At 38.5% G+C, this 22,253-nt stretch carries 22 protein-coding genes; 7 read left to right on the top strand and 15 right to left on the bottom strand.

Going from position 1 to position 22,253, the window contains the following annotated elements:
• Positions 1–25: 25 nt before the first annotated feature.
• The 9 genes from ACFS5O_RS01875 to ACFS5O_RS01835 form a co-directional block, all read right to left on the bottom strand.
• On the bottom strand, positions 26–1,774 hold the full coding sequence (locus tag ACFS5O_RS01875; RefSeq protein WP_205724731.1) for a metallophosphoesterase family protein: 1,749 nt from the start codon (positions 1,772–1,774) through the stop codon (positions 26–28).
• 100 nt (positions 1,775–1,874) lie between these two features.
• Entirely contained in the window at positions 1,875–2,318 is a 444-nt protein-coding gene (locus tag ACFS5O_RS01870) for a helix-turn-helix transcriptional regulator (protein ID WP_205724730.1), read from the bottom strand.
• A gap of 77 nt (positions 2,319–2,395) precedes the next feature.
• Entirely contained in the window at positions 2,396–2,644 is a 249-nt protein-coding gene (locus tag ACFS5O_RS01865; RefSeq protein WP_205724729.1) for a hypothetical protein, read from the bottom strand.
• Between the two features lie 53 nt (positions 2,645–2,697).
• Positions 2,698–4,542, bottom strand: coding sequence for a PAS domain S-box protein (locus ACFS5O_RS01860; RefSeq protein WP_205724728.1), 1,845 nt, complete (start codon positions 4,540–4,542; stop codon positions 2,698–2,700).
• Positions 4,543–4,712: 170 nt separating this feature from the next.
• A complete protein-coding gene (locus ACFS5O_RS01855; protein WP_066236049.1) occupies positions 4,713–4,991 on the bottom strand; it encodes an HU family DNA-binding protein in 279 nt (92 codons plus the stop codon).
• Positions 4,992–5,122: 131 nt separating this feature from the next.
• Complete coding sequence (locus ACFS5O_RS01850) at positions 5,123–5,893, bottom strand: SDR family NAD(P)-dependent oxidoreductase (RefSeq protein ID WP_205724727.1); 771 nt, start codon at positions 5,891–5,893, stop codon at positions 5,123–5,125.
• Between the two features lie 18 nt (positions 5,894–5,911).
• The gene (locus tag ACFS5O_RS01845; RefSeq protein WP_205724726.1) at positions 5,912–6,817 is read right to left on the bottom strand and encodes a hypothetical protein; all 906 of its coding nucleotides are present in this window, start codon (positions 6,815–6,817) and stop codon (positions 5,912–5,914) included.
• A 182-nt stretch (positions 6,818–6,999) separates the two neighbouring features.
• Positions 7,000–9,792 (bottom strand): DEAD/DEAH box helicase, encoded by a 2,793-nt coding sequence (locus ACFS5O_RS01840; protein ID WP_205724725.1) that lies wholly within the window; start codon positions 9,790–9,792, stop codon positions 7,000–7,002.
• Positions 9,789–11,105, bottom strand: a complete 1,317-nt coding sequence (locus ACFS5O_RS01835) for a hypothetical protein (protein WP_205724724.1) — start codon at positions 11,103–11,105, stop codon at positions 9,789–9,791. The genes ACFS5O_RS01840 and ACFS5O_RS01835 overlap by 4 nt, the downstream gene beginning before the upstream one ends.
• A gap of 296 nt (positions 11,106–11,401) precedes the next feature.
• On the opposite strand from ACFS5O_RS01835, the gene ACFS5O_RS01830 reads away from it, so the two are divergent.
• The 7 genes from ACFS5O_RS01830 to ACFS5O_RS01800 all read left to right on the top strand — a co-directional run bounded on the left by ACFS5O_RS01830 (position 11,402) and on the right by ACFS5O_RS01800 (position 17,293).
• Complete coding sequence (locus tag ACFS5O_RS01830; RefSeq protein WP_205724723.1) at positions 11,402–11,566, top strand: Spo0E family sporulation regulatory protein-aspartic acid phosphatase; 165 nt, start codon at positions 11,402–11,404, stop codon at positions 11,564–11,566.
• Between the two features lie 206 nt (positions 11,567–11,772).
• Entirely contained in the window at positions 11,773–11,928 is a 156-nt protein-coding gene (locus ACFS5O_RS01825) for a Spo0E family sporulation regulatory protein-aspartic acid phosphatase (protein ID WP_205724722.1), read from the top strand.
• Between the two features lie 225 nt (positions 11,929–12,153).
• A complete protein-coding gene (locus ACFS5O_RS01820) occupies positions 12,154–12,741 on the top strand; it encodes a 3D domain-containing protein (RefSeq protein ID WP_205724721.1) in 588 nt (195 codons plus the stop codon).
• Between the two features lie 160 nt (positions 12,742–12,901).
• Positions 12,902–13,849, top strand: a complete 948-nt coding sequence (locus tag ACFS5O_RS01815) for an AAA family ATPase (RefSeq protein ID WP_205724720.1) — start codon at positions 12,902–12,904, stop codon at positions 13,847–13,849.
• 1 nt (position 13,850) lies between these two features.
• Positions 13,851–15,068, top strand: coding sequence for a DUF58 domain-containing protein (locus tag ACFS5O_RS01810; RefSeq protein WP_205724719.1), 1,218 nt, complete (start codon positions 13,851–13,853; stop codon positions 15,066–15,068).
• Entirely contained in the window at positions 15,062–16,267 is a 1,206-nt protein-coding gene (locus ACFS5O_RS01805; protein ID WP_205724718.1) for a DUF4129 domain-containing protein, read from the top strand. The genes ACFS5O_RS01810 and ACFS5O_RS01805 overlap by 7 nt, the downstream gene beginning before the upstream one ends.
• Before the next feature lie 90 nt (positions 16,268–16,357).
• Positions 16,358–17,293: an ATP-grasp domain-containing protein gene (locus tag ACFS5O_RS01800; protein WP_205724717.1), complete on the top strand. Its 936-nt coding sequence runs from the start codon at positions 16,358–16,360 to the stop codon at positions 17,291–17,293.
• A 45-nt stretch (positions 17,294–17,338) separates the two neighbouring features.
• Here ACFS5O_RS01800 and ACFS5O_RS01795 read toward each other — a convergent pair whose 3' ends face one another.
• The 6 genes from ACFS5O_RS01795 to ACFS5O_RS01770 all read right to left on the bottom strand — a co-directional run bounded on the left by ACFS5O_RS01795 (position 17,339) and on the right by ACFS5O_RS01770 (position 22,161).
• Entirely contained in the window at positions 17,339–18,262 is a 924-nt protein-coding gene (locus ACFS5O_RS01795) for a DNA-3-methyladenine glycosylase family protein (protein ID WP_205724716.1), read from the bottom strand.
• A 16-nt stretch (positions 18,263–18,278) separates the two neighbouring features.
• A complete protein-coding gene (gene ytzI / locus ACFS5O_RS01790; protein ID WP_205724715.1) occupies positions 18,279–18,464 on the bottom strand; it encodes a YtzI protein in 186 nt (61 codons plus the stop codon).
• Between the two features lie 136 nt (positions 18,465–18,600).
• Positions 18,601–19,209, bottom strand: a complete 609-nt coding sequence (locus ACFS5O_RS01785; RefSeq protein WP_205724714.1) for a nitroreductase family protein — start codon at positions 19,207–19,209, stop codon at positions 18,601–18,603.
• Between the two features lie 120 nt (positions 19,210–19,329).
• Positions 19,330–19,974 carry an FMN-dependent NADH-azoreductase gene (locus ACFS5O_RS01780; protein WP_205724713.1) on the bottom strand — a complete coding sequence of 215 codons (645 nt, stop codon included), beginning with the start codon at positions 19,972–19,974 and terminating at the stop codon, positions 19,330–19,332.
• Between the two features lie 211 nt (positions 19,975–20,185).
• Positions 20,186–20,743 (bottom strand): DJ-1/PfpI family protein, encoded by a 558-nt coding sequence (locus ACFS5O_RS01775; RefSeq protein ID WP_066391610.1) that lies wholly within the window; start codon positions 20,741–20,743, stop codon positions 20,186–20,188.
• Between the two features lie 176 nt (positions 20,744–20,919).
• On the bottom strand, positions 20,920–22,161 hold the full coding sequence (locus ACFS5O_RS01770; RefSeq protein WP_205724712.1) for an MFS transporter: 1,242 nt from the start codon (positions 22,159–22,161) through the stop codon (positions 20,920–20,922).
• Positions 22,162–22,253 lie beyond the last annotated feature (92 nt).

Here is a 22,253-nt window from a genome sequence, read left to right as displayed (position 1 = left end):
ATTTCTGCTCAGGCGTTCTTCTTACTTATCTTTTTAATTCTACATTCTCTACCGTATTCGGTGGAATGGTTACTTGCACCTCTACAAACTGTTTCGAACCATATAATTGTGTTTCAACTACTTTACCGACAGAAGGCGTGTAGCTGCCTTGTTTCATATAGAATGGGATATTTACAGTCAAAGATTTATTTAAACGATTCGTAACTGTAGCTGTTTGGGTAACTTGAGATCCATCGTTCGGCAGTTGAAACTTATTTTCAAATGAAACAACTCCAGCTGACGTGTTCCCATCTTGATATACTGGCATGGATCTATCTGGACCTTCATATACGTATGAATTGAATTTATTATCAGCAGCATTCTTCTCAAACAAACGATAGCCTACCCATGGTTTAGCTGATAATTCAATCGAAGCAGTCGTGGAATACAAAATACCGTCTTGCTCTGTAATGTTATCGATGTGCGTATGTCCATGCAAAGATATATTAACGTTGTTCTGCTTCATTATATCAATAAGTTCATGAGACCCTTCACCATGCCATTGCTGATCGTATTTAATACCGAGCGCCTCACCTTTTATGAGCGTTGTTAAATGCTGAGGATCATGCTTAGCATCGTATTCTTTCCAATACTCGTTTACATGTGGATCTGTTGACGGCCATATGTCACGATCACGCCATAACGGATTGTGGTGAGAAAATAATCCCCTTACTTGTTCAGGTTGTGCACTGGATCTGTTATCTGCTAAATCTTTTTTAATCCACTCCATCTGCTCATCACGTATCTGTCCACCCCAAGTAGGAACAGATACGGATCCGTGGCCTTGTCTATCAAACTTGTGCCAATCAAAAGAGTTGTATCCGATCATGTGAGCATATGGTCCATAATCAAATGAGAAATATTGAGGACCGAAATATTGTTCCCAATACTTAGCACCATCAGTTAGTGTAGCATCTTGTGCATAATAATCATGGTTCCCTGGGACGATATACACAGGAACATCAAACTGCTTCAGCATGCGGTATGTTTCTTCATATTCATAAATATATTCTTTCGGATTCATCTGACCATACATTAAATCACCAGTCATCACCACAAAATCTGGTTTTAACAAATTCACTTGTTTAATCGTTTTTTGGAGATATAACCAACGTTTCGTTCGATCTGGATGCCACAATCCTGCTTCAGTAATATTAGCAGGGTCTGCAATATTCCGTGGAGAGCCAACATGAATATCCGTTAGATGCATAAACTTAAATTCTTTCTTGAACTCTTTAACTACCTTTACCGAGTTTGGTTCATCATCTGTAATACGCGTTCCATTCCCGGTATAAGAAACTTGCAGATCAAATAACTCTTCTGGAACCTCATCAGGAATTTGTACCGTAACTTCATAAATAGAAGAGCTGTCCTTCCAATAAGAAGATCCTTTTTGCACATTTTTTACAGGAAGAGTAAATGTTCCATCAATATTCGCTGCTTCAGTTGGATTTAAAGAAACTTCCCATCCTGCAGGTTCTTTATCTTTTGTATCCACCTTAATCGTCAGATCAGATCCGTTCTTTTTTATTGCCGGAGTTGACATAAGTGGATAAATAATATTATCTACTTTTGGATCAAGTGCCAAATTAGGTACATTATCTAAATAGTTTTCAGTGTTTCCAATTCCACCATCTTGTTTGTCTATACCAGACAAGAAGGCATGTGCTTGGCCGGCAGGTATCGTTAAAGCGCCCGAAATAACAAGTGCTGTTAGCTTCGTTCTCCAATTCATGTGTAACTCTCCCTTCAAAATAACTTGCATCTTGAAAGTAACAGCACAACGTAAATTTCATGTAACAGCACATTAAACATTTTATGAATAAATTATTTTACTATATCTCTTTCAATCTCTTTCTTGCTTCTTTTTCTTCAAAAGAACTATATACCCGATAATCATTTTGATCAAGAATTCGGAAATGCTGACTGATTACATTCTGCTGAAGCCGGTAGCCTTTAAGTGAATCTATCTCTTTCCACCAGACATGTCCACCCCATGTTTTTTCTTTCGGTCTCGCTACATATTCATGAACGACAAGTTCCATGACATCCAAAGGGTTTCCACCAAGCGCATGATTAAGAATGTCAGAATTCCGAAATAATGCACACATAGCAACGATTACAGTCCAGCTCGCTTTGATTCTTTCTTTTTCGATCTGTACTAGCGTTTTCTTAGAAATACCTAATATATCGGCCATCTTGTCTTGTGTATATCCAAGTTCCGTTCGAACCAGTTTAATCTTGCCTGTCAACAAGTCCACAATTTCTTCTTGTGTCATAATAAAGAAATTCTCCTTTTATCCTTTTAGGAACATTTTACACAAAAAAACTCCTTTCAACAAAAATGAAAGGAGCTTCAGCTATACGTATATGGTTCCCAATGAGCGAGATCATAGTGGCCAGAATTAATTCGTGTACTCTCTGCTTCCAACAATGACAACAGTTCATTAGGAAGTTCCCTGTGATGATCCACTAGGTTCATCTCATCGTTCGGAGATGAGATGAGAACGGTGAACAACTTCTTATTTTCCATGTTCATCCCATGCACATGAATATAATTTAAATCTTTCACTCTATACACAAAAAAGATACGGTAATTATTCATCTCTCCCACACTCCCTTATGAACAGTGTGGTCGGATTTTTCATACATTAAACCTTATTTTGATGAAGACGGTGCAGTTGGAAGTTCGATCTCTACTTTCGTCCCTTCGTTCTCAACAGAAGAGAATTGAATAGCACCACCGTGCTCTTCAATGATCTTAAAACACACCATCAATCCTAAGCCCGTTCCCTTTTCCTTTGTGGTATAAAAGGGTTCTCCAAGGGTTTTCAAACGTTCTGCTGGAATACCACAGCCTTGATCTTTCAACTCAAGAAGGACAGAATCGTTTCGTGTTCCGATCTTAATATGAATTTCTCCGTCTTTATCCATACTTTCGATCGCGTTCTTTAATAGATTGATGAAAAGCTGTTTAAGCTGATTCTCGACACCATATACAAGCGGTATGTTATCTGAAATGTTTACCCAGATCTGTATGTTTCTCATGATGGCTTGCGTTTCAAGTAACCTTACAACACTATAGATCAATTCTTGCATATTCGTATATTCAAAGCTAACTGCCTGTGGTTTGGCTACGAGCATAAGCTCTCCAACGATGTCGTTGATCCGGTTCAACTCTGACTCCATGATCCTTAAGTATTCCAATCGAATCACATCGTCTGCATCTGTTAAAAGTTTCGTAAATCCTTTAAGTGAAGTTAATGGATTTCGAATTTCGTGTGCGACTCCTGCAGCAAGCTCACCTAGAACAGAAAGCTTCTCTGATTTTAACATAAGCTCTTCTGTCTGCTTAGCTTTCGTTACATCTCTAGCAAAGGTAACTAAGCTCTCCACATGACCGTCTTTCGTCATAACTGGAACACCGCGTGCTTCTAATAAAATCCAATCACCGTTCTTATGGACCAACCTGAATTCAGTCTGAAACGGCTCTTTTTTCACAAGAGCTCTCATAAAAAGTTCAGAAAGGCTCTGTAAATCATCAGGATGGACCATTTCTAGGATAGCACCTTTAATCTCACCATCTTCATAGCCGAGTACAGGTAGATGTGAAGGAGATACATATTGAATAATGCCAGTCGGATCAATCACAGTAATAAGATCTGTAGAATGTTCTGCGATCAAACGATATTTCGCCTCACTTTCCCGTAGAGCACGCTCTACTTTTTTCTGAGAAGTAATATCACGGTATACGATTACAAACCCCATAATCTTACCGTCCATGTCACATATGTTTGAAAAAGATGCTGATACGTCAAAAACCGTTCCGTCTTTGTGTATACGTTGTGTTTCATGAAGCGGAACGGATTGTCCCTGTTTTAAAAGGTTGATTATTTCCTTCGATTCACCTTGCAAGTGAGCGGGTGTAATAACAGGATAGTCGTCATTATTCTCTGCGAAATCCTCTTCAGCCCAGCCAAACATCTGAATAAAGGCATCGTTCACCTTAATGACTTCTTGTCTTGTATTGATAATGAGAATGGCATCTGTCGTTCCTTTTAGAACCGACTCTAATAAATCTAGAGCTACACTCAGCTCTTCTTCCTTCTGTTTATGAGGTGTTATATCCCTTCCTGTGATAACCAACACTTGCGGTTTACCATCACTCGTAAAGGTCGGTTGCTTGATGAGCTCCAGCATCACTTTACGCCCGCTTTTCATCATAATCTTTTCAGTTGTTTTTATTGGTTTTCTTGTTTCCCATGCTCTCTTATCGGAAAGGCTGCATCTTTCAATTGCTTCATATGAAAGTCTTGTTTCTAGTTCCTCAAGACTTTTCCCTTTATATTCATCGTGGTTGATACCATAAATATTAAGAGCGAACCGGTTCGCTTCTGCCCAAGTTCCATCCGGATACCTTAAACAAACAAATTCGGGCAGGACATCAATCATTTCTTTTAAAGTGGCAACAGCAGGTAATTCGTCCTGACTTAATACTTTCATTCTATCCACCCTTTTTTACTAAAACTTTCTTAACGTCTATAAATTAAATAAAAGGGTCTATTTTCCTTTATTTTTTTCAGAGATTCGCACGTCAAATTCGTTTATTATTCGCCTAAATATGACAAAAAGACGCTTCCCTCGAGGAAAGCGTCTTTCGTATCTGCTGACGATTAAACGGCTTTTACCGCTTCTTTTAGCGATTTACCTGGCTTGAAAGCTGGCACGTTGCTCGCTTGGATCATGATCTCTTCACCAGTAAGAGGATTACGTCCTTTTCTTGCGTTACGGTTTCTTGTTTCAAATGTTCCGAAACCGATAAGTTGAACGCTCTCACCGTTTTTCAAAGCATCTGTAATTGCATCTAGCACTGCATCAACGGCTAGCGCTGATTCTTTTTTGTTCATACTTGTTGCATTTCGAACGGCATCTACTAAATCCATCTTTTTCATTATAAGTTGCTCCCTTCAAACATTGAATGAACTGCTTGTGTAGCAACATTATTAACGAAAAAAAAAGGTTTCATACAGAAAGATACAAAATTCCGAAAAATATTTATATAGTTTAATAATTATTTTTCAAATCAGAACCCTTGGATGGTCATTCCACCATCAACAAATAGAGTTTGTCCGTTCACATAATCAGCGGCTTCACTTGCTAAAAACACCGCTGGTCCTACAAGGTCAGGTAATTCTCCTACTCTTTTTTGCGGAGTTACATCAAGTATATCTTGAAGATATTCTTTGTCGGCTAGTAGTTTCTCTGTTAGAGGTGTCTTAAAATACCACGGTCCGATGCTGTTCACATTTATTCCGTATTGCCCCCACTCAAGTGCTAAGTTCTTCGTCATCTGTATGATCGCCGCTTTAGTAGAAGCATAGACTACGCCGGTACGAAGAGCGACATGTCCAGCAACAGAAGAAATGGTGATGATCTTTCCTCCCCCAGATTGCTTCATTCGTTGACCTGCTTGCTGTGAGAACCAAAAAGCTGAACGAAGGTTCGTGTGCATGATGGTATCCCACTCCTCATCAGAGACATCTAAAGCTTTTGAACGAATATTCATCCCAGCATTGTTCACAAGTATATCGACGCTGAGCTGCTCTGAATCTAGTGTTTCGAAGATCCCTCTCACTTGATCTTTGTTCGTAACATCAGCCTCAAAAAGATAAGCTCTTGCTCCAACACTTTCGATCACCTGTGCTGTCTTTTCCAGATCCGATTGTGTTCTAGACACAATTACCACATCCGCTCCAGCTTCTGCATAACCAATCGCGATCGCCTGTCCGATCCCTCTTCCAGCACCCGTTACGAGTGCTGTTTTTCCTTTAAGTGAAAATGACGGTAAATACACGTATACGACCTCCTCTATTTAGTTAAAAAGTTCAGGGGAAATGATGAAATAACGTTCTTGGTTTGATTCATAAGCATTCATTGTATGAATGCTAATTTGATAGGTAGGTATATCCATGTCCTCTTCTATGTCAGAACCGTCCTCAGGCACAACTACGTCGGTCATTGTTGTAACACCTGATTTCTCTATGTTCCACAAAGAGCTATCTACGCTATCAACCTGTACTTGTTCAGAGTTTGTGAAGCTCAAATAATAGGAATCACCTTTTGGTACCATATTTTTTAAGCCGTGCAGATCGAGGGCTTTAAAATAAATGGTAGGCACAGAAATAAAGTTTTCCTGATTCATATTTTCAAGATCTTCATCCCCAATTTGTGTACTTATTTGATAATTCCCATCATGAAAAGAGATCCATGCATTCATATCTCGATCGTTTCTATAATAAGAGATTTCATAGTTAAACTGCCGAACCTCTCCATCGCTAGTAAAGTTGAGCTCCACGTTGTTGATAGCAAGCTCTCCTTCTGCGTGTAGCGCTTTCTTTACCTTCTCATATTCACTATAGAAATTCATCTCATACACATTCGTTGCTGTTTTAACATGAAGAACTTCTTCATAGAAAGCTGTTACTGAGTGGTTCACAATGATGCTTGATATAAAAGATAACACCCCAAGAGAAGCAGCCCACTTTTTTGCATCTTTATTAACCATAAGCTTAGGAAGAAAAAAGAGTAAAAAAATCGCAATGCCTACAGGCAATACAAGTGATTCAATACGAAACGTAAACGTGCCTAACAAAAAGTAGCCGATCAGTTTCCACCCAATGTTAGATTCTTCACGATTTGCTTTTTTCGTGTAGATAAGGAGTAATAATACAAGAAAAATAGCTGACGTTCCCCAAATTAGAAACGATTCCAGTCGCATCGCTCTCCCCCTATTTTTTGGATAATACTTTAAGTTTATCAAAAATTCGTGAAAAAGACGCTTCATTTGAATAGAAATTGAAACGAACGAGAAGCATATCTCACAAGTTATACCATTCAACGCCGCTATCCACACACTCTGGTAAAGGTCACAAAAAAAACACAGCGCATTCGCTGTGTTTTTTAAGATTCTACCCACTCTTTTCTTAGCGTAAATAGGTCTTTTAATTCGTCTGTTGAAAGTTCCGTAATCCAATTCTCACTCTGAATCACTTTTTCTGAGAGTTCTTTTTTGCTCTCGAGCATCATGTCAATCTTCTCTTCTAATGTACCAAGCGTGATCATCTTGTGCACCGTCACAAATTTTTTCTGTCCGATACGATGGGCACGATCCGTTGCTTGATTTTCAACAGCTGGGTTCCACCATCGATCGTAATGAATAACGTGATTGGCTTCAGTCAAGTTGAGTCCGGTTCCGCCAGCTTTTAAAGATAAGATAAAGATCGGATGTTCTCCGTCTTGAAAACTTTCAATCATCTGGTCACGTTTTTGTTTGCTTAGGCTGCCATGTAAAAAGAGTACGGACCGGCCGAACTTTTTCTCCACATACTTCTTGATTAATTCACCCATAAAGATAAATTGAGTAAAGATCAGACACTTTTCGTCTTTTTCAAGAATGGCATCGATCAATTCTATCGTTTTTGCAAATTTTACAGATTGATCTTCGAGTTTTCCTAGCTTGTCATTCTTCGTATAAAGAGCTGGATGATCGCATATTTGCTTTAATTTACCCAACATCGCGAGTAATAACCCACGTCTTTGCATACCTGTTACCTTTTCTAACTGCTCAAACGTATCTTGAACAAGTCTTTCATACAGAGAAGCTTGTTCTTTTGATAACGGACAATATTCTTTGATCTCTTGTTTCTCGGGTAAATTGAGCTGTACGGCAGGATCCATCTTCGTCCGACGCAGCAAGAATGGTTGAACAAGCTGTTTTAACTGCTGTAAACGCAACGTATCATTATCTTTCTCAACTGGCACCACAAACTTTTTCTGAAACGAAGGTTCGCTCCCTAAATATCCTGGGTTTAAAAAGTCGAAGATTGCCCAAAGTTCAAGAAGTCTGTTTTCAACAGGAGTTCCTGTTAACGCGATCTTATGGCGTCCGTTAAGTCTGCGGATACTTCTTGATTGTTTTGTATAACTGTTCTTAATGTTCTGTGCTTCATCGAGTACGATCGCTTCCCAATACGTTTCACTCATCTCATTAAAATCTAACTGACAAGTTGTATAAGAAGTGATCACGACATCGAATTTTTTGTACCACTCCGTAAATTGATGTCCTTTTTTCCGGTTTCCTCCGTAATGAAGGCCTACGGATAAAGTCGGTGAAAAGTTTTGAAGTTCCTTTTGCCAGTTTCCGATTACAGAAGTAGGACATACAAGCAAAAAAGTACCTTCGTGCTTTTCTTTTTCTTTTACTTTTAAGAAATAGTCAATAGTCTGAACGGTTTTCCCTAATCCCATATCATCTGCTAAGCAACCACCGAGGCCGAATTCCCGGAGAAAATACATCCAAGAACTTCCTGTCTTTTGATAGTCTCTTAACGTTCCCATCAAGTTTTCAGCTTTTGGCTCGATTGGCAGTGTTTTGATCTCAGTAAGCTGATCCATCCACGCGTTCAGTGGTTCATCCCACTCTATGTCGAGCATCGGCCCTTCAGACTCTATTCCCTCAAGACCCTCTTCAGCAGGATTGGTCTCCATGTTTAATAGATGTTGTTCTAATACATCTTTTAATTGAATACCTGTACGATCCACGTTCTTAATCAAGTGACGTACTTGTTTCATCCACTCAGGATCTACTCTATACCATTGACCGTTTCTTCGTACGAGTCTCCTGCTTCCATCAACGAGCTTTCGAAACTCTTCTTCCGTTAGCTCTTCGTCCCCCGTTGACATTCTCCAATCAAATTGCATGATTGCATTCAATCCTAGAAACGATGGAGTTCCACCAGAATGTTGAGATTTTGTTTTGATCTTGGCTTTTACTTTCGGTTGAAGTTCTTGAACGGTCTGCCACCAAACTGGAAGGACAACGTTAAGTCCGATCTGTCTTAACAGATCGCTTTTTTGTGTTAAGAAATCCCATGCCTCTTTTTCGGTGATCTCATTTCGAATTTCTTTACGCGCATTTGGTTTTAACCAAGAAATCAATTTAGTTACAAGCTCTATATCAGATTCTAACATCTCCTTGAAAGGTTTCCACTCTTCTGGAAGAAGTGTACTCTTTCCAAGGTAAGGTACAGCTATCCCATCTTCTTTTTCTTGAAGAATGACATGTAACTTCCAAATATCTTCATTACCTTCACCATCATTTGCAGGTTCAGACAGTTCAAAAATGATATCAAAGGGCTTTGGATCTTTTCTCCAGCCGATTTTAATTAGCCATTCCTCTTCATTTAAATGATTTAAAGCGGATATGATCTGTCGAGGTATCCCCTTCATGCGATCTCTGTTAAAGTTTGGAGGCATGTAAGTACTTCCGTCATGAGGCAATGTAGAGAGTGCTTCATTCAACCAAGCTGATTCTATTCGCTCTCCATCTCTTCTCCATGACCATAAACCCGTTTTCCATGCTTCATAATCAGGAGTAACCTTATCTTGTTTCATCAAACGAAAGACATCGTTCGCCTCGTTTACAAAAGCCCAAGAATCATCTTCCCAGTTTTCTTTCGTCAGAAAAAAATCGGGATAACGATTAAATAGATCAAATGCTTCCCCTGCATCTAAATAGACATTCTGATCATCATCAACATCTAGCATCGTCCCATAGAATGAAGGCTTATGCCATGTAAATAAAAGAGGTTTCCAGTCGTTTACATGCACTCTTTTTGAATGTTTAGTGGCCCATAAAACCATGTTTCCATGTAGCCATTTCGCGTGTAGCAAAAGATTGCTTGTATCGATCATGAAATAAACTTTCCTTTCCTCAGCTCTTCCTGAAAGGCTCTAAGCCGCCCATAAACAGTAACAATCTGATTGATGTACTGTGAAAAACGGTCTTCTTCTCCAAGTTCAAAATATAAAGAGCGAAGCGTTTTTAGATGTTTGATGGCGGATTGATACGATTTTCTAGTCCTCTCATTAATCAGCCTATCAATCGCTTGGTGATAGATCGGTAGTGCGGATTCTTTTTGAAAGGATACGACCTCTTTCAGATCCTTTCTTTGAATCAACTCGGGTGAATATCCCATGATCACTTGAAGTTCTACCCATCTTTCATGCTCGCCGATCACCATCAAATATTCACCATACTCATAGAACGTGATGGGTAAAAATTCAATCAGCATCTCTTCGTATTGATCCTCGTCCCCCGTGTGTTGAGCGTACTTCCAAAAATAACTTAAGTACTCATGAAAAAACTCTCGAGAATCTGAATGGTAATAGTACGTGCCAACACCTTCTAAGAAATAAGGCTTAAGATCGAGTAGCCATAACAGGAGACGTTCCCATTCTTGCTTGTCTACCAATAACTTCATCCAAACAAGATAATGAACCATGTCCACTTTCTTATCACACTGTGCGAGTCGTTTAAAAGCAAGTTCTTCATTTCCACTCGCAAAGGCAAAATGAACGAGGGCTAGTTCAAGCATTTGAGATGTTTTGCCACTCTCTTTTTCTTCTAAAAGCTGCTTTTCATATTTAGATACCCAAGCTTGTTCCATATAAAGTAACGACCAGCTAATCTGAAACAGATAAAATAATAGATGCCCCCACTTAGGAGGGATCTCATAAAGACTCTGAAAGTTTCTTAAACTTTCTTCCACAAGTTTTTTATTTCCATCTAGTAACTTTTCACTGTTGATCTGTTTTAAGGTTATATACATTTGGTCACATAATTTCTCAACCGTAGCATCAAAGTTCGACTGCATATAGGTAGCTACACCATATTGAGCTTCAAACGAAAACAGGCGGAGTAGTGTTTCGATCTGTACGTGATATTTGTATAATAACGCAATATCTTCGTCAAAGAATTGCCCCGCATTTAAGAGCGCAGGGTAATAATCTCTATAAATATGAACAAATGTATAACTCGTATCTTTTCCGTCTACGAGATCTCGAAAGGAGACGGTTTGCAGTTTACGTCTCTCGAATGTTTCAAACCGTTCTGAAAAATACTCTCGCCATAGTTGAACAGAATGTGTATTTTGTACTTTTTGCTCAGGTGTTTCATAATGAACTTGAGTTTCGCTCTTATCATTATGTTCTTCAGTTGGTTTCATTCCGTCTCCCCCCTTTCTTTTTATTACCAATTATAGCAAAATACATCTAGGCTCATTCATGTATATCATATCTATTTTAAAGGAAACCGGTGAAATTGACCAAAGATACACATTAACTTCTTAAACTATTCCATTTTTTACCGATAATATGAATGGAAGAGTCTGATATATAAATTTTAAAAAGCAAGATATAAAAACTTGTACAGAAAGCTATGGATAAGGCTATCTCTCATGATATGCCACTTAGCCGCCATAGAGTCTCCTTCTTTGTTAAAACCCGAAAGGAAGAACTTTTTATGAAAGAAATAAGTATTCAAGAACGAATTCGTATATTAAGAGAAGAATTGTATCGAATTTCATATCAACTAAACTATGAACTAACACACCCTAAATTGGTCACAATAAGTCAACAACTCGACCATCTATTAAACCAGTACTCTAAAATTCAACAAAAAGTGTAGGAAGCGACCTCAATTAGGTCGTTTTTTATTTGAATAGTATTTCTCCTTTTAGCAATTCATCCTTTAAACCTCTTTCGACATTCAACTCCTTCCTTTTGTAGTTTTTTGTAACTTTATCACTTTTTTAGGCGAAACCCTTTTTCTTTTTGTAAAATTATTGCATATTAAGTGAAGACAAAATCTCTCATGAAAGTTGTGAATGAAACATGTTATTACAATTAATTGAGGAAAAACGTGAAGTATTGTTATGTCTTGGCAAAACATATGGGTTAACGGCAAAAGAAACAGTCCTCTGCAGTCAGGAGTTAGATCAATTGTTAAATCGCTTAGGGGATTATAGCAGTGAACCTAGCGACAACTGATAATTTTGTCTATTTCCTGGGGAATTTGTCGTTTAAGAGGCTGATATTCCTCTTCATCCTCTCGCACATCTTGGGTATCTATTAATTTCCATAATTACCTATTATTATATGAAAATAGTATTGTAATCTCTTTGTTACCTTCTCCTAACGAGTTTGTTACATTTGATTAGTATAATTGGCAACCGAGGCGTATTTAACCAATTATACATATTAGGAGGAGTTATCATGATAAAAAAATGGGTAATTACAGGGGCACTAGCATTCGGATTGCTCGTTTCTGCTCCCGTTAGTGGATTTGCAGCAATGGGGGATCACACTCTCCGACCGGGTACTTGGGACAATGACGTATATGAACTTCAAGGAAAATTAAAAGCGTTAGGATTCTACGATTTTGCTGTAACAACAGGGTATTATGGCCCCGTTACTAAACAAGCCGTAACAGACTACCAAAGAGCTAAGAGTTTATCAGTAGACGGTATTGCTGGACCTCAAACGTTCAACAGCATTCAAAATAATATTACAAAAAAGAGTATGACTGTTGCTGCAACTGCCTATACAGCAAGCTGTGAAGGGTGCAGTGGTACTACCTTTAATGGTACAAATTTAAAAGAAATTCCTTATGCGAAAGTAGTCGCTGTTGATCCGAATGTAATTCCGATCGGATCGGTCGTCTATGTTCCAGGTTACGGCTATGCTGTAGCTGACGATACTGGTGGTGGAATTAATGGTAATGAGATTGATATCTTTATGAAGAACTATTCTGATGCCGTTAATTGGGGTAGAAAGAGCGTAAATATTACAATTATTAACTAAAATAAGATGATGTCTTGTACCTCTCTTCATTTCGCTCACAGCAAAAAAATTGCTGTGAGTTTTTTTGTTTACAATAATTTCAAAAATATTACATTTTTTATTTTCTAAATATTATAATAATGATAAAGTTAAATTAATATTTTTGAGAGGATGTACATAGATGAACATAAAGGATCAGATGACGATTATTAAAAATGCTATAGCTGAAGTATTAACAGGAAAAGAAGAGCTTGTTGAATTAACGATGATATCGATCGTCAATAAAGGTCATTTATTATTAGAAGATGTTCCCGGAACAGGAAAAACAGTACTTGCTAAAAGCCTCGCACGATTAATAGGGGGCGAATTTAAGAGAATTCAATTTACACCAGATATCCTTCCTGCTGACATAACAGGTATACAGTTCTTTCATCCTAAACATCAAGAGTTTGAACTGCGACCCGGTCCGGTTATGACTAACATCTTATTAGCGGATGAAATCAACCGAGCAACACCACGAGCACAATCCAGTCTATTAGAAGTGATGGAAGAAAGACAAGTTACGATCGACGGTGAAACTCTCCCCCTTCCATCTCCTTTCTTAGTTTTAGCTACACAGAATCCTATTGAATCTCACGGAACATTTCCGCTTCCTGAGGCTCAGCTTGATCGTTTTTTTATGAAATTACCGTCTGGTTTTCCGAATTACGATCAAGAAAAAGAAATGCTTCATATGTATCGCAAAAATAACCCTCAAGATTCTTTAGAACCTGTCTTCACTTTAGAAGATCTATTAGTCATGCAAGAAGAAGTAAAGCACATTCATGTTAGTGATAGTGTTGAGAATTATTTACTATCCATTGTTCATGCAACCCGCAGTCATGAATTTATTGAGAACGGCGTGTCTCCTCGTGGCACCCTTGCTTTCATGAGAGCTGCTCAAGGTGCTGCTTATGTTCAAGGAAGAACGTTCGTTACTCCAGACGATGTTCAATTCGTAGCACCTTATGTATTAACTCACCGACTCGTATTGACGATGGAAGGAACGATGAGAAAGACGAAAGATCAAGTGTTAAATGAAATTCTTGAAGCTATTATTGTCCCTGTAGAGTCTGAGGCAGGTAGATAACATGCAATGGAACAGCGAGGTATGGATTAAATCCATCTTTCGGGCTTTAGTTATTTTCAGCCCCTTAATCCTTTTGATTGGTTTTTATCGAAATATATCATTCTTATTTTTATTAGGGCTTGCCATCATTTTTTTATATGGAACGGTATTACTGCAATCCCGTTCAGCACTCAACGATATTGTGTTAGATACTACTAAACAAGTTCATCGGTTGTTTCCAGGTGATACAGATCAATTTCACGTAAAACTTCTTCATAATGGTAGGTGGCCTTCTTATAGAGGAGAACTCATCTTTACACACCGAGCACCGATAGAGGTCATTGGAAATGGTGAATCTAACCATACTGCAAAAGGAAGAATTGAAGTTAAACGTCATTTTGCGCTCTACCGTCAAACAGCTTTTACACAAACAGTGCCTTTTACTGCTACAAGAAGAGGAACAACAAGAATTTCTAACCTGACTCTCCAGGTACAAGATCCTCTCTCTCTGAGTGGTCAAGCCTTGGCTTATACGGGTATCTTCCCGACTGAAATTGTTGTTTACCCAAGACCACTCCCTGTTCAACGCATTGAGCATCTGTTTTCTCAAGGCAGCGGTGAAGCTGTAAGACCTTTTGCTTTATTCGAGAATGTATCTCTTCCTGCAGGTAACCGAGATTATTCTCCTGGAGATCCTTTTCATAAAATACATTGGAAAGCTACAGCACGATCAGGCTCGCTTCAAACGAAGGTTTTTGAAAAAACAGTCGTCTTTCATTGGACATTTGTTTATACGATACTTCCTGACCATAAAGAGATGAGATCATCCGAGGATATGGAGAACGAGATCAGTCACTTGGCATTCATGTGTCAGTTTGCAGCTGAAAAAGGTATACCTTTTGAAGTATTCATTAATTTTAAAGTTCCTGGCCCAATGGGAATGTACCATGTGCCAACTGGAAGCGGACCCATCCACCTGAGCAGCATCCTTGAAGGTTTGGCAAGGATAGATCGTTCTAACGTAATCGTAAAACCTCAGATCATGTGGAATAAGATGGACCGCAATTTTGTAGGTACGAGTCCCTTCGTTATCTTTTTAGGCCATATCCCTACCGATCCGAATTCTCAGATCTTAATTAAGAAATGGTCTAAGTCAGGTGGAAGAACCTATTATGTAGAGCATAACGAAGAGCATGCCATTTTGATGCCATATCTTTCATCGGAGGTCGCTTCATGCTAAAGAAAAATCACCAGTTTTCTCTTTATGGATTGAACCTAACCTTTGATGCTATGCTAGTTTTTATAATCATGACCATTTTTACAGCGGGGGCAACTTGGCTAGAATTCGTATGGTTCGTTGTAAATCTAATACCCCTGATCGCAATTAGCGGGTCTCTGTTTATATTCAAACCTAGGCTATTTAAGATAACACTTGTTGGTTTTTTGATTCTTTCTTCAATCCTGTTTTGGTACATGACGTCTTCAATCCTATTATCCATTCTTGTCTCAATCGTACTTATGTGGAGAAGTGCAGAAAATTGGAATGATCCCTTTAAGACAGATCTTGAATTAATTTTTGGTCTTGGGGTAGTTTTAACATTCATCCTCTCGCTCTTTTTTAAAGATGGTTACACCGTCATATATGGAGCTATCTGGACACAATTCCTGCTCTTGTTGCTCATTAAAATGACTCTACATTATTTTAGAAATATTTCTATGCGTATCGTTATGAAGGATTTTGCTGTTCCTTTAACCTTAGTTGGATTAAGCGGAGTGATCCTTGCTATATTAGGACCCTTAAAGCTTCTACTTTATTGGATTTTAGACGGTGTATTCTTTATCCTGTATTATATTTTGGCGGTTCCTCTTTGGAAGTTAGTTTCCCTTCTGCCGCCGTTGATCCAATCGCTTAAACAATTGTTCAACATAGAAGATGGCGGAAAGGTGAAGTTGGATAATAAGACAGAGGATATATTAGAACAACGTCCTGAAACAATGGCGGAATCTCCGATGTTTTTTTATGCAACAATCGCAATTCTTATCATCATTATTCTGTTCTTTCTTTGGAAAAAGAAGAATGTATTCAACAATCAGTCGAGCTTATTGCTTAACGGAAACATTTCAGTTCTCGACGATTCTTTTACAAACCAACAATGGCTCGGAAAAAAAAGATGGCTTCAATCAAAAGACAGAACGAGAAAGAAATTTTTACAATTTGAAAAAGCAATGGATAAAAAGGGATTTGGAAGAGAACCCGGTGAATCCGCTTCGAATTGGTTTATTAGACTTGATCTATCCGGAAAAGAGGCAGATTCTGTTTTAGACGCTTATGAAAAAGTGCGTTACGGTGAAGAGAGTATTTCTGATCCTGAGTACAAACAGTATGTAGATGCATTAAAAAAATTCGAGAAGTCAGACCACTTCAAGAAGCCAAAGTAAAACGGCTTCTTTTTTCTGTTCAGAACTCTCAATTTAATATAGACTAAGAATATATAATTAGTCGGAATTTTTGCATACAAGGAGGATATTATGACAAAGAAAATATATGTGATTCACGAAAATAGCGAATGGACTGCCCCGTTATTCAAACGTTTTGAAGAGCTTGGTCTCCCTTATGAAGATTGGCACATGAAAAAAGGACATATTGACCTGACTGAGGCTCCACCACAAGGTATCTTCTATAACAGAATGAGTGCCTCTTCTCATACAAGAGGACACAGATATGCGCCTGAATATACGTCAGCAGTACTGTCCTGGCTTGAGAGTTATGATCGTAAAGTATTTAACGACTCAAGAGCCCTTCAGCTCGAGATCAGTAAAGTGAAACAATACAGCGCATTAAAAGCATTTCATATACCTGTTCCCCGAACGATTGCCGCTTACGGAAAAGATGAATTGCTACACGCTGCAACGAAATTCAACGGCCCTTTCATCACGAAACACAACCGTGCTGGTAAAGGTCTTGGGGTTCAATTGTTTCAAACTCAGACTGCACTAGAATCTTATGTACATTCGGAGAATTTTGATGAATCCATTGACGGAATCACGCTTCTACAAGATTATATCGAAGCTCCAGAACCTTATATCGTGCGTTGCGAATTTATTGGTGGCAAGTTTCTATATGCCGTTCAAGTGAATACTTCTGATGGATTTGAACTTTGTCCGGCTGATGCTTGTCAGATTGGTGATCAGTTCTGTCCGATTACAGATCAACCAGAGACTCAGACTCAAACACCAAAGTTTAAGATTCTTAAAGACTTTATTCTCCCTCACCAAGAAAGTTATGAAGCATTCTTAGACGCAAACGGGATTACGTTTGCCGGCATTGAGATCATTACGGATAAGAGCGGAAACGTATATGCCTATGATGTAAATACGAATACGAACTACAACCGTGATGCTGAAGCAGAAGCCAATATATATGGCATGAAGGCGATCGCAGAGTTTCTTGGTAAAGAACTATAAATAAAAAAGGTGAGGGTCACTTTCAAAGTGCCCCTCACCTTTTTATTAAGTATGATCCACGACAGCGGGAGTCTGATTTAAACTCTCCCATAGATAATACGTGATATATGTACGCCATGGTGTCCAATCCATAGCAAGCAACCTTACTTCTTCTTCTGATGGTTGATCAGCTAACTTCCATACTTGACGGATGGCATTTCTTAATCCAATATCTGCAGCAGGGAGTACATCTGTTCTTCCCATACCAAAGATTAAGAGGCATTCAATCGTCCATTTCCCTATTCCTCTTATTGGTAACAGCGTTTGCATCACTTCTTCATCTGACATCTCCCATAAGCTTTCAAAATCAATGGTTCCTTCTGAGATCAGCCTTGCAAGATCGATGATATATTCTGCTTTTCTCTGACTGAATTGAAGCTCGCGAAGGTCTTCGTATTTAAGCTTTGCAACAGCTGCTGGAGTTGGAAAAACTTGAAATGCACTTCCCTCTACTTCCACTTTATCGCCAGCAAGCTCAATTAGGCGTTCGGTCAAAGTTCCAGCAAAAGTGAGATTTACTTGTTGGCCAATTATAATTTTTACAATAGATTCAAACAGGTCCGTGTCTGTCAGAAGCTTTAATCCTTCAAATCGTTGTAGGACGTGAACCAATTTGTCGTGTTCTTCAAAGTGGTGATAAAGAGGTGACAGATCGACTTCTGTCGAGAACAATTGTTGTATTTTTTTCTTAACGGCATCTTCAGATACTTGCCCATTTAAAGGTATAGCCTGACAGTTTAGAATAGGGGCTGTAACCGTTCCACTCGATACTACTTTTACAAAGCAAGAAACTCCTTCTATCCTAATAATTTTTTCATATTCTGTGAATTGTTCATTGAGTTTCAAGACATGCGTTTTTCCTGTGACTGTGAGTCGTTGCATCATCTTTTGAAAATCGAACGGTGGTTTCGGTTTTATATCAAACTTCATCCTGACACATCCCTTTCTATGACGGCTCCTTACCTTCTGCTCGTTCTTCATCTTTGTCTTCATTTTTTAAGTATGGATTGTCGTCCAACTGATCGATTGTATGTTTATAAGAATACCCTTTTGTAATGGCGGCGGCGAATATAATTACGACAAAGAGAATGATGACGAGTGTAATTAAAATGGAAATGGTTAATGTGCTCATACTGACTCCTGACCAAAACTAATTTTACTTGTATGATAGCACATTTTTCCATGAAGCAAACTTAGTACTCTTCGTGTTAGTAAGATGAAAAATGCAGCTATGCCGATAGTAGGCATAACTGCTTAAAAAGTAATATCTATTTTTCTTCAAATTTTTCATGCATGACAATGCGATTAACATCAAAACGTTCAGTAGGCTTTGCAGGTCCATCTGCATACCCCAATGTAATCATCATAACAGGAATGAATCGTTCTGGAATTCCCAGAGCAGGCACAATGGCTGCATGATCGAATCCAGTCATAGGGCATGAATCAATTCCGACAGCTTTAGCAGCAAGCATGAGCTGCATCGCACCGAGTGACGCATTCCTAAGCGCTTCTCTCTCACCCATCGCACGACCTTGTGAATAAGCAGAGTTAATATTTTTTAATAACGTATTTCTTGCTTCTTCTGGCGCTTTTTCAAATACTTCTGCAGCTACTTTATCTGCTTCGGTATCTCCTAAGACTACAACAACAGCAGATGCATCTAGCACATGCTTTTGATTATAAGCAATCGGGAAAAGTTTTTCTTTTTGTTCTTGAGAAGTTACTACGATAAAACGCCAGTGCTGCAGATTCCAAGCTGATGGAGCTTTCCCTGCCATCTCAAAAATTTGGTGAAGTGTTTCGGTTGGAATTTCTTTATCTTTCTGATACAAACGGACAGAAGATCGTTCTTCCATGACTTTAAATGTTTCGTTCATTCTCTTCCACTCCCTATTCCGCAATCTTATGATTTCTCTATAAATAACGAGGTGCCATTTTTGGTTGACACCTCGTTACTATGCCACCAATTATAGTGGGTTATCAGTTGAAGTCAAAAATTATGCATTGCGCTTCGCTGATACTATTTCTTTAGCTAATTCTGTCGCTCTTTCTCTTGCATCAGCCAAAATTTCTTCTGCGCGGTCTGGAGCTGCTGCCATTCCTTCTGTAAATACATGATGGTAATCAGTAATTCCGATGAATGCCATCACACCTTGAAGGTATCCGTTCGTGAATTCAAAAGCTTGAGCAGGACCTTCAGAATATACACCACCACGAGATTGAACGTGTACAGCAGTCTTACCGCCGAGTAATCCAGCTGGACCGTTTTCTGTGTATTTAAACGTCTTACCAGCCATCACGACATTATCGATATACGCTTTGAGCATTGGAGGGTAGCTCAAGTTCCACATTGGTGTGTTAAAGACATACATATCTGCTGAAAGAAATTGTTCTAAAATTTCGCCCATACGGCTCGTTTTTTCAACTTGCGATGGGGAAAGCTCTTGTCCTGCAGCTAATTTGCCCCAAGCATCTAGAACATCTGCATCAATGAACGGAATGTTTTCTTCATAAAGATTTACCGTTTCGATTTCTACGTTCTCGTTTTGATTAGAAAGTTCGTTTAAAAAGTGACGTCCTAGGCGAAGTCCGAACGATTGATCCATTGGTTTTGGGTTAGAGTTAATGTAAAGTACTTTCATTTTTGTTTCTCTCCTTTAAATGTCTGTTGTAATTAGTGATTAACTTCTCTTTAGTAAGTTGATTCCTTTACATCATAATTCCATAACTTACTTTTGTCAAGCACTAAACTTTTAATAATTATCATGATTTACTTTAGTGTTTTTTTTCATTAAAAAACGCTTTCTAGCTAATAGCTAGAAAGCGATAAGGGGGAGTAAAATCAGTGTTCCGTTAAAAGGAACTTGTACCTTTATAGAAATTATATTCTTCAAGGCCGTCAAAACATTGCAAACGGTCCCCGATTGTTAAACCAAAATCAATATAGGCATGGCTTTTTGCTGTTAACAGGTTCTTATCTTCGACGATCTGTTTTGATTGATACGTTCCGTTCAACCAACTGTTTGTTTTAGCAAACTCATCTTCACGCAAAGAAACAGTATATGATCTACCATTCAATATTCCCGCTCGTCCTAATATAACGGCTCCGTTTCCAATAGCTGCAATCTTAATATTCTCTCTGTTGAACACTTGCAACAGATGCAGAAGCCTCGGATTTCCTTGTGTAAAAGCTTGTTTTCCACCAGGAATAATGAGCATCTCGTAATCAATAGGACTAATATTCTTCATCTTGATCGTAGGCTGCATCAATAAGCCACATTCACTAGTAACAGTTCCTGGCAACAGCGAGAAAGGCAGCACTTCATACTTTTTACCGATAATAGATAAAGTTGTCATTACTTCAACTTCTCTAAATTGTGGATACAAATAGACAAGTACTTTCTTTTTCAATGGTATTCACCCGTTCCTGTTACTTTTCTACCCATCTTGCAGGGAAGAGGGTGTATAATTATTGTAACAGGATGACGACTTGCTTTGTATTGGGAAAATTGAAGGAGAACATGTGCTTTCTTTTTAGTAAAATACAAGCAGTTTTCCCAACTTATTAGATAGAAATGATAGGTTATCTATACAAGATCTTGTTCTAAAGAGACTCTTGTCTGGTCAGAATGTAGGACTTTACGATTCATAAAGGCGATAGAAAAAGAAACCAGAAATAAAAAACTCACTAAAACATACGTCTCCCTGACTCCGAATTCTTCTGCGAACCAACCAAGTAATAATGTCGCTATTCCAAAGGTCCCATACACGAGTGTTCCATGAGATGCATACACTTTAGCCAGCTGTTTATCTCTATAGGATTCTTGAATCAACGTATTTTGGGAAACATCTCTCGCCATCTGTGGAAACCCAAAGGTGAATGACACAAATAAGGCTATCCAGGCTGATGAAGTCAAACCGAACCAAATGTTAAGCAACATCAAACAGACGGTCGATGCCATAATGACAAAGCCCAGATGAGATTCCATTTTTTTAGAAAACCGATATACTACGAGGCCAGCTATCATCATTCCTGCAAAGAAAGACGCATTGATGTAACCCCACCAAGCTTCTCCTTTTCCTATCGCCGTTTCAACATAGACGTAAAGGATTGCTGCAATCCAAACCCCATGACCGAAGTTTTCAAGCACATCCATAACCGTTAAAGTGGTTAGTTTTTTCGATGAAAAGATCAGTTGCCATCCTTCTTTCATCGCTTTCCATTTTGAGTCTTGCGGTTGAACTTTCTCAGTTTCGTTAACCTTTATTTGTGCTGTAAGAATTGTTGCAACGACAAATAAGCCAAATGTAACCCATAGCATGTTTTGTTCACCCCATAATACTAAAAACACACTACCAAGCGGCCAGGATAAGAGCATAGAAGTCTGGTTGGCAATACTAATGAAACTGTTTGCTTTTACAAGCTCAGAGCTTTCTACAAGATCAGGAACCATTGATCTTCTTGCAGGGTTTCCGAGACCTTCAAGAAGAGAAATGATTACGACCAAAATATATAATAGAGTAAATGTTGTAGGCGTATGTATACCAAATAAACCGAGTAAACATAAACAGAATAACAATGCTGTTTTAAGAATAAGTGTGTGGATCAATAAACTCGTTCGTTTGTACGTTTCAATGAATAGAGGAGCTAGAAAACCTGAAACAAGCAAGGACATCGTCTTCGCAAATGGAATAAGAGCCATATGCAGGACAGATCCCGTTTCATTGTAAACAAGTGTAATCAAACAAATGATATAGAGAATATCTCCTAAGTTTGCGAGCGTCTGTCCGCTCCATAAAAAATGAAAATAACGATTTGCTTTGATCATAAAAATGTTTCATCCTTTTTATGGTAATATAAGCCAAACAAAGTGTACCACATGACAGGTGATTACGTCTTTGACGGTGTTTGAGTGGATAA

Source organism: Fictibacillus nanhaiensis (genome assembly GCF_042686385.1).
GTDB lineage: Bacteria > Bacillota > Bacilli > Bacillales > Fictibacillaceae > Fictibacillus > Fictibacillus nanhaiensis.
The sequence above is the reverse complement of the archived record's forward strand: the minus strand, read 5'-3'. Positions and strand labels throughout refer to the sequence as shown.

Bases quoted from the DNA above. Each gene is read 5' to 3' on its own strand.
- ACFS5O_RS01830 (WP_205724723.1), top strand. From the start codon at position 11,402: ATGAAAGAAATAAGTATTCAAGAACGAATTCGTATATTAAGAGAAGAA.
- ACFS5O_RS01810 (WP_205724719.1), top strand. From the start codon at position 13,851: ATGCAATGGAACAGCGAGGTATGGATTAAATCCATCTTTCGGGCTTTA.
- ACFS5O_RS01785 (WP_205724714.1), bottom strand. From the start codon at position 19,209: ATGAACGAAACATTTAAAGTCATGGAAGAACGATCTTCTGTCCGTTTG.
- ACFS5O_RS01800 (WP_205724717.1), top strand. From the start codon at position 16,358: ATGACAAAGAAAATATATGTGATTCACGAAAATAGCGAATGGACTGCC.
- ACFS5O_RS01855 (WP_066236049.1), bottom strand. From the start codon at position 4,991: ATGAAAAAGATGGATTTAGTAGATGCCGTTCGAAATGCAACAAGTATG.
- ACFS5O_RS01805 (WP_205724718.1), top strand. From the start codon at position 15,062: ATGCTAAAGAAAAATCACCAGTTTTCTCTTTATGGATTGAACCTAACC.
- ACFS5O_RS01770 (WP_205724712.1), bottom strand. From the start codon at position 22,161: ATGATCAAAGCAAATCGTTATTTTCATTTTTTATGGAGCGGACAGACG.
- ACFS5O_RS01835 (WP_205724724.1), bottom strand. From the start codon at position 11,105: ATGAAACCAACTGAAGAACATAATGATAAGAGCGAAACTCAAGTTCAT.
- ACFS5O_RS01795 (WP_205724716.1), bottom strand. From the start codon at position 18,262: ATGAAGTTTGATATAAAACCGAAACCACCGTTCGATTTTCAAAAGATG.
- ACFS5O_RS01825 (WP_205724722.1), top strand. From the start codon at position 11,773: ATGTTATTACAATTAATTGAGGAAAAACGTGAAGTATTGTTATGTCTT.
- ACFS5O_RS01870 (WP_205724730.1), bottom strand. From the start codon at position 2,318: ATGACACAAGAAGAAATTGTGGACTTGTTGACAGGCAAGATTAAACTG.
- ACFS5O_RS01840 (WP_205724725.1), bottom strand. From the start codon at position 9,792: ATGATCGATACAAGCAATCTTTTGCTACACGCGAAATGGCTACATGGA.
- ACFS5O_RS01865 (WP_205724729.1), bottom strand. From the start codon at position 2,644: ATGAATAATTACCGTATCTTTTTTGTGTATAGAGTGAAAGATTTAAAT.
- ytzI (WP_205724715.1), bottom strand. From the start codon at position 18,464: ATGAGCACATTAACCATTTCCATTTTAATTACACTCGTCATCATTCTC.
- ACFS5O_RS01860 (WP_205724728.1), bottom strand. From the start codon at position 4,542: ATGAAAGTATTAAGTCAGGACGAATTACCTGCTGTTGCCACTTTAAAA.
- ACFS5O_RS01815 (WP_205724720.1), top strand. From the start codon at position 12,902: ATGAACATAAAGGATCAGATGACGATTATTAAAAATGCTATAGCTGAA.
- ACFS5O_RS01820 (WP_205724721.1), top strand. From the start codon at position 12,154: ATGATAAAAAAATGGGTAATTACAGGGGCACTAGCATTCGGATTGCTC.
- ACFS5O_RS01780 (WP_205724713.1), bottom strand. From the start codon at position 19,974: ATGAAAGTACTTTACATTAACTCTAACCCAAAACCAATGGATCAATCG.
- ACFS5O_RS01845 (WP_205724726.1), bottom strand. From the start codon at position 6,817: ATGCGACTGGAATCGTTTCTAATTTGGGGAACGTCAGCTATTTTTCTT.
- ACFS5O_RS01875 (WP_205724731.1), bottom strand. From the start codon at position 1,774: ATGAATTGGAGAACGAAGCTAACAGCACTTGTTATTTCGGGCGCTTTA.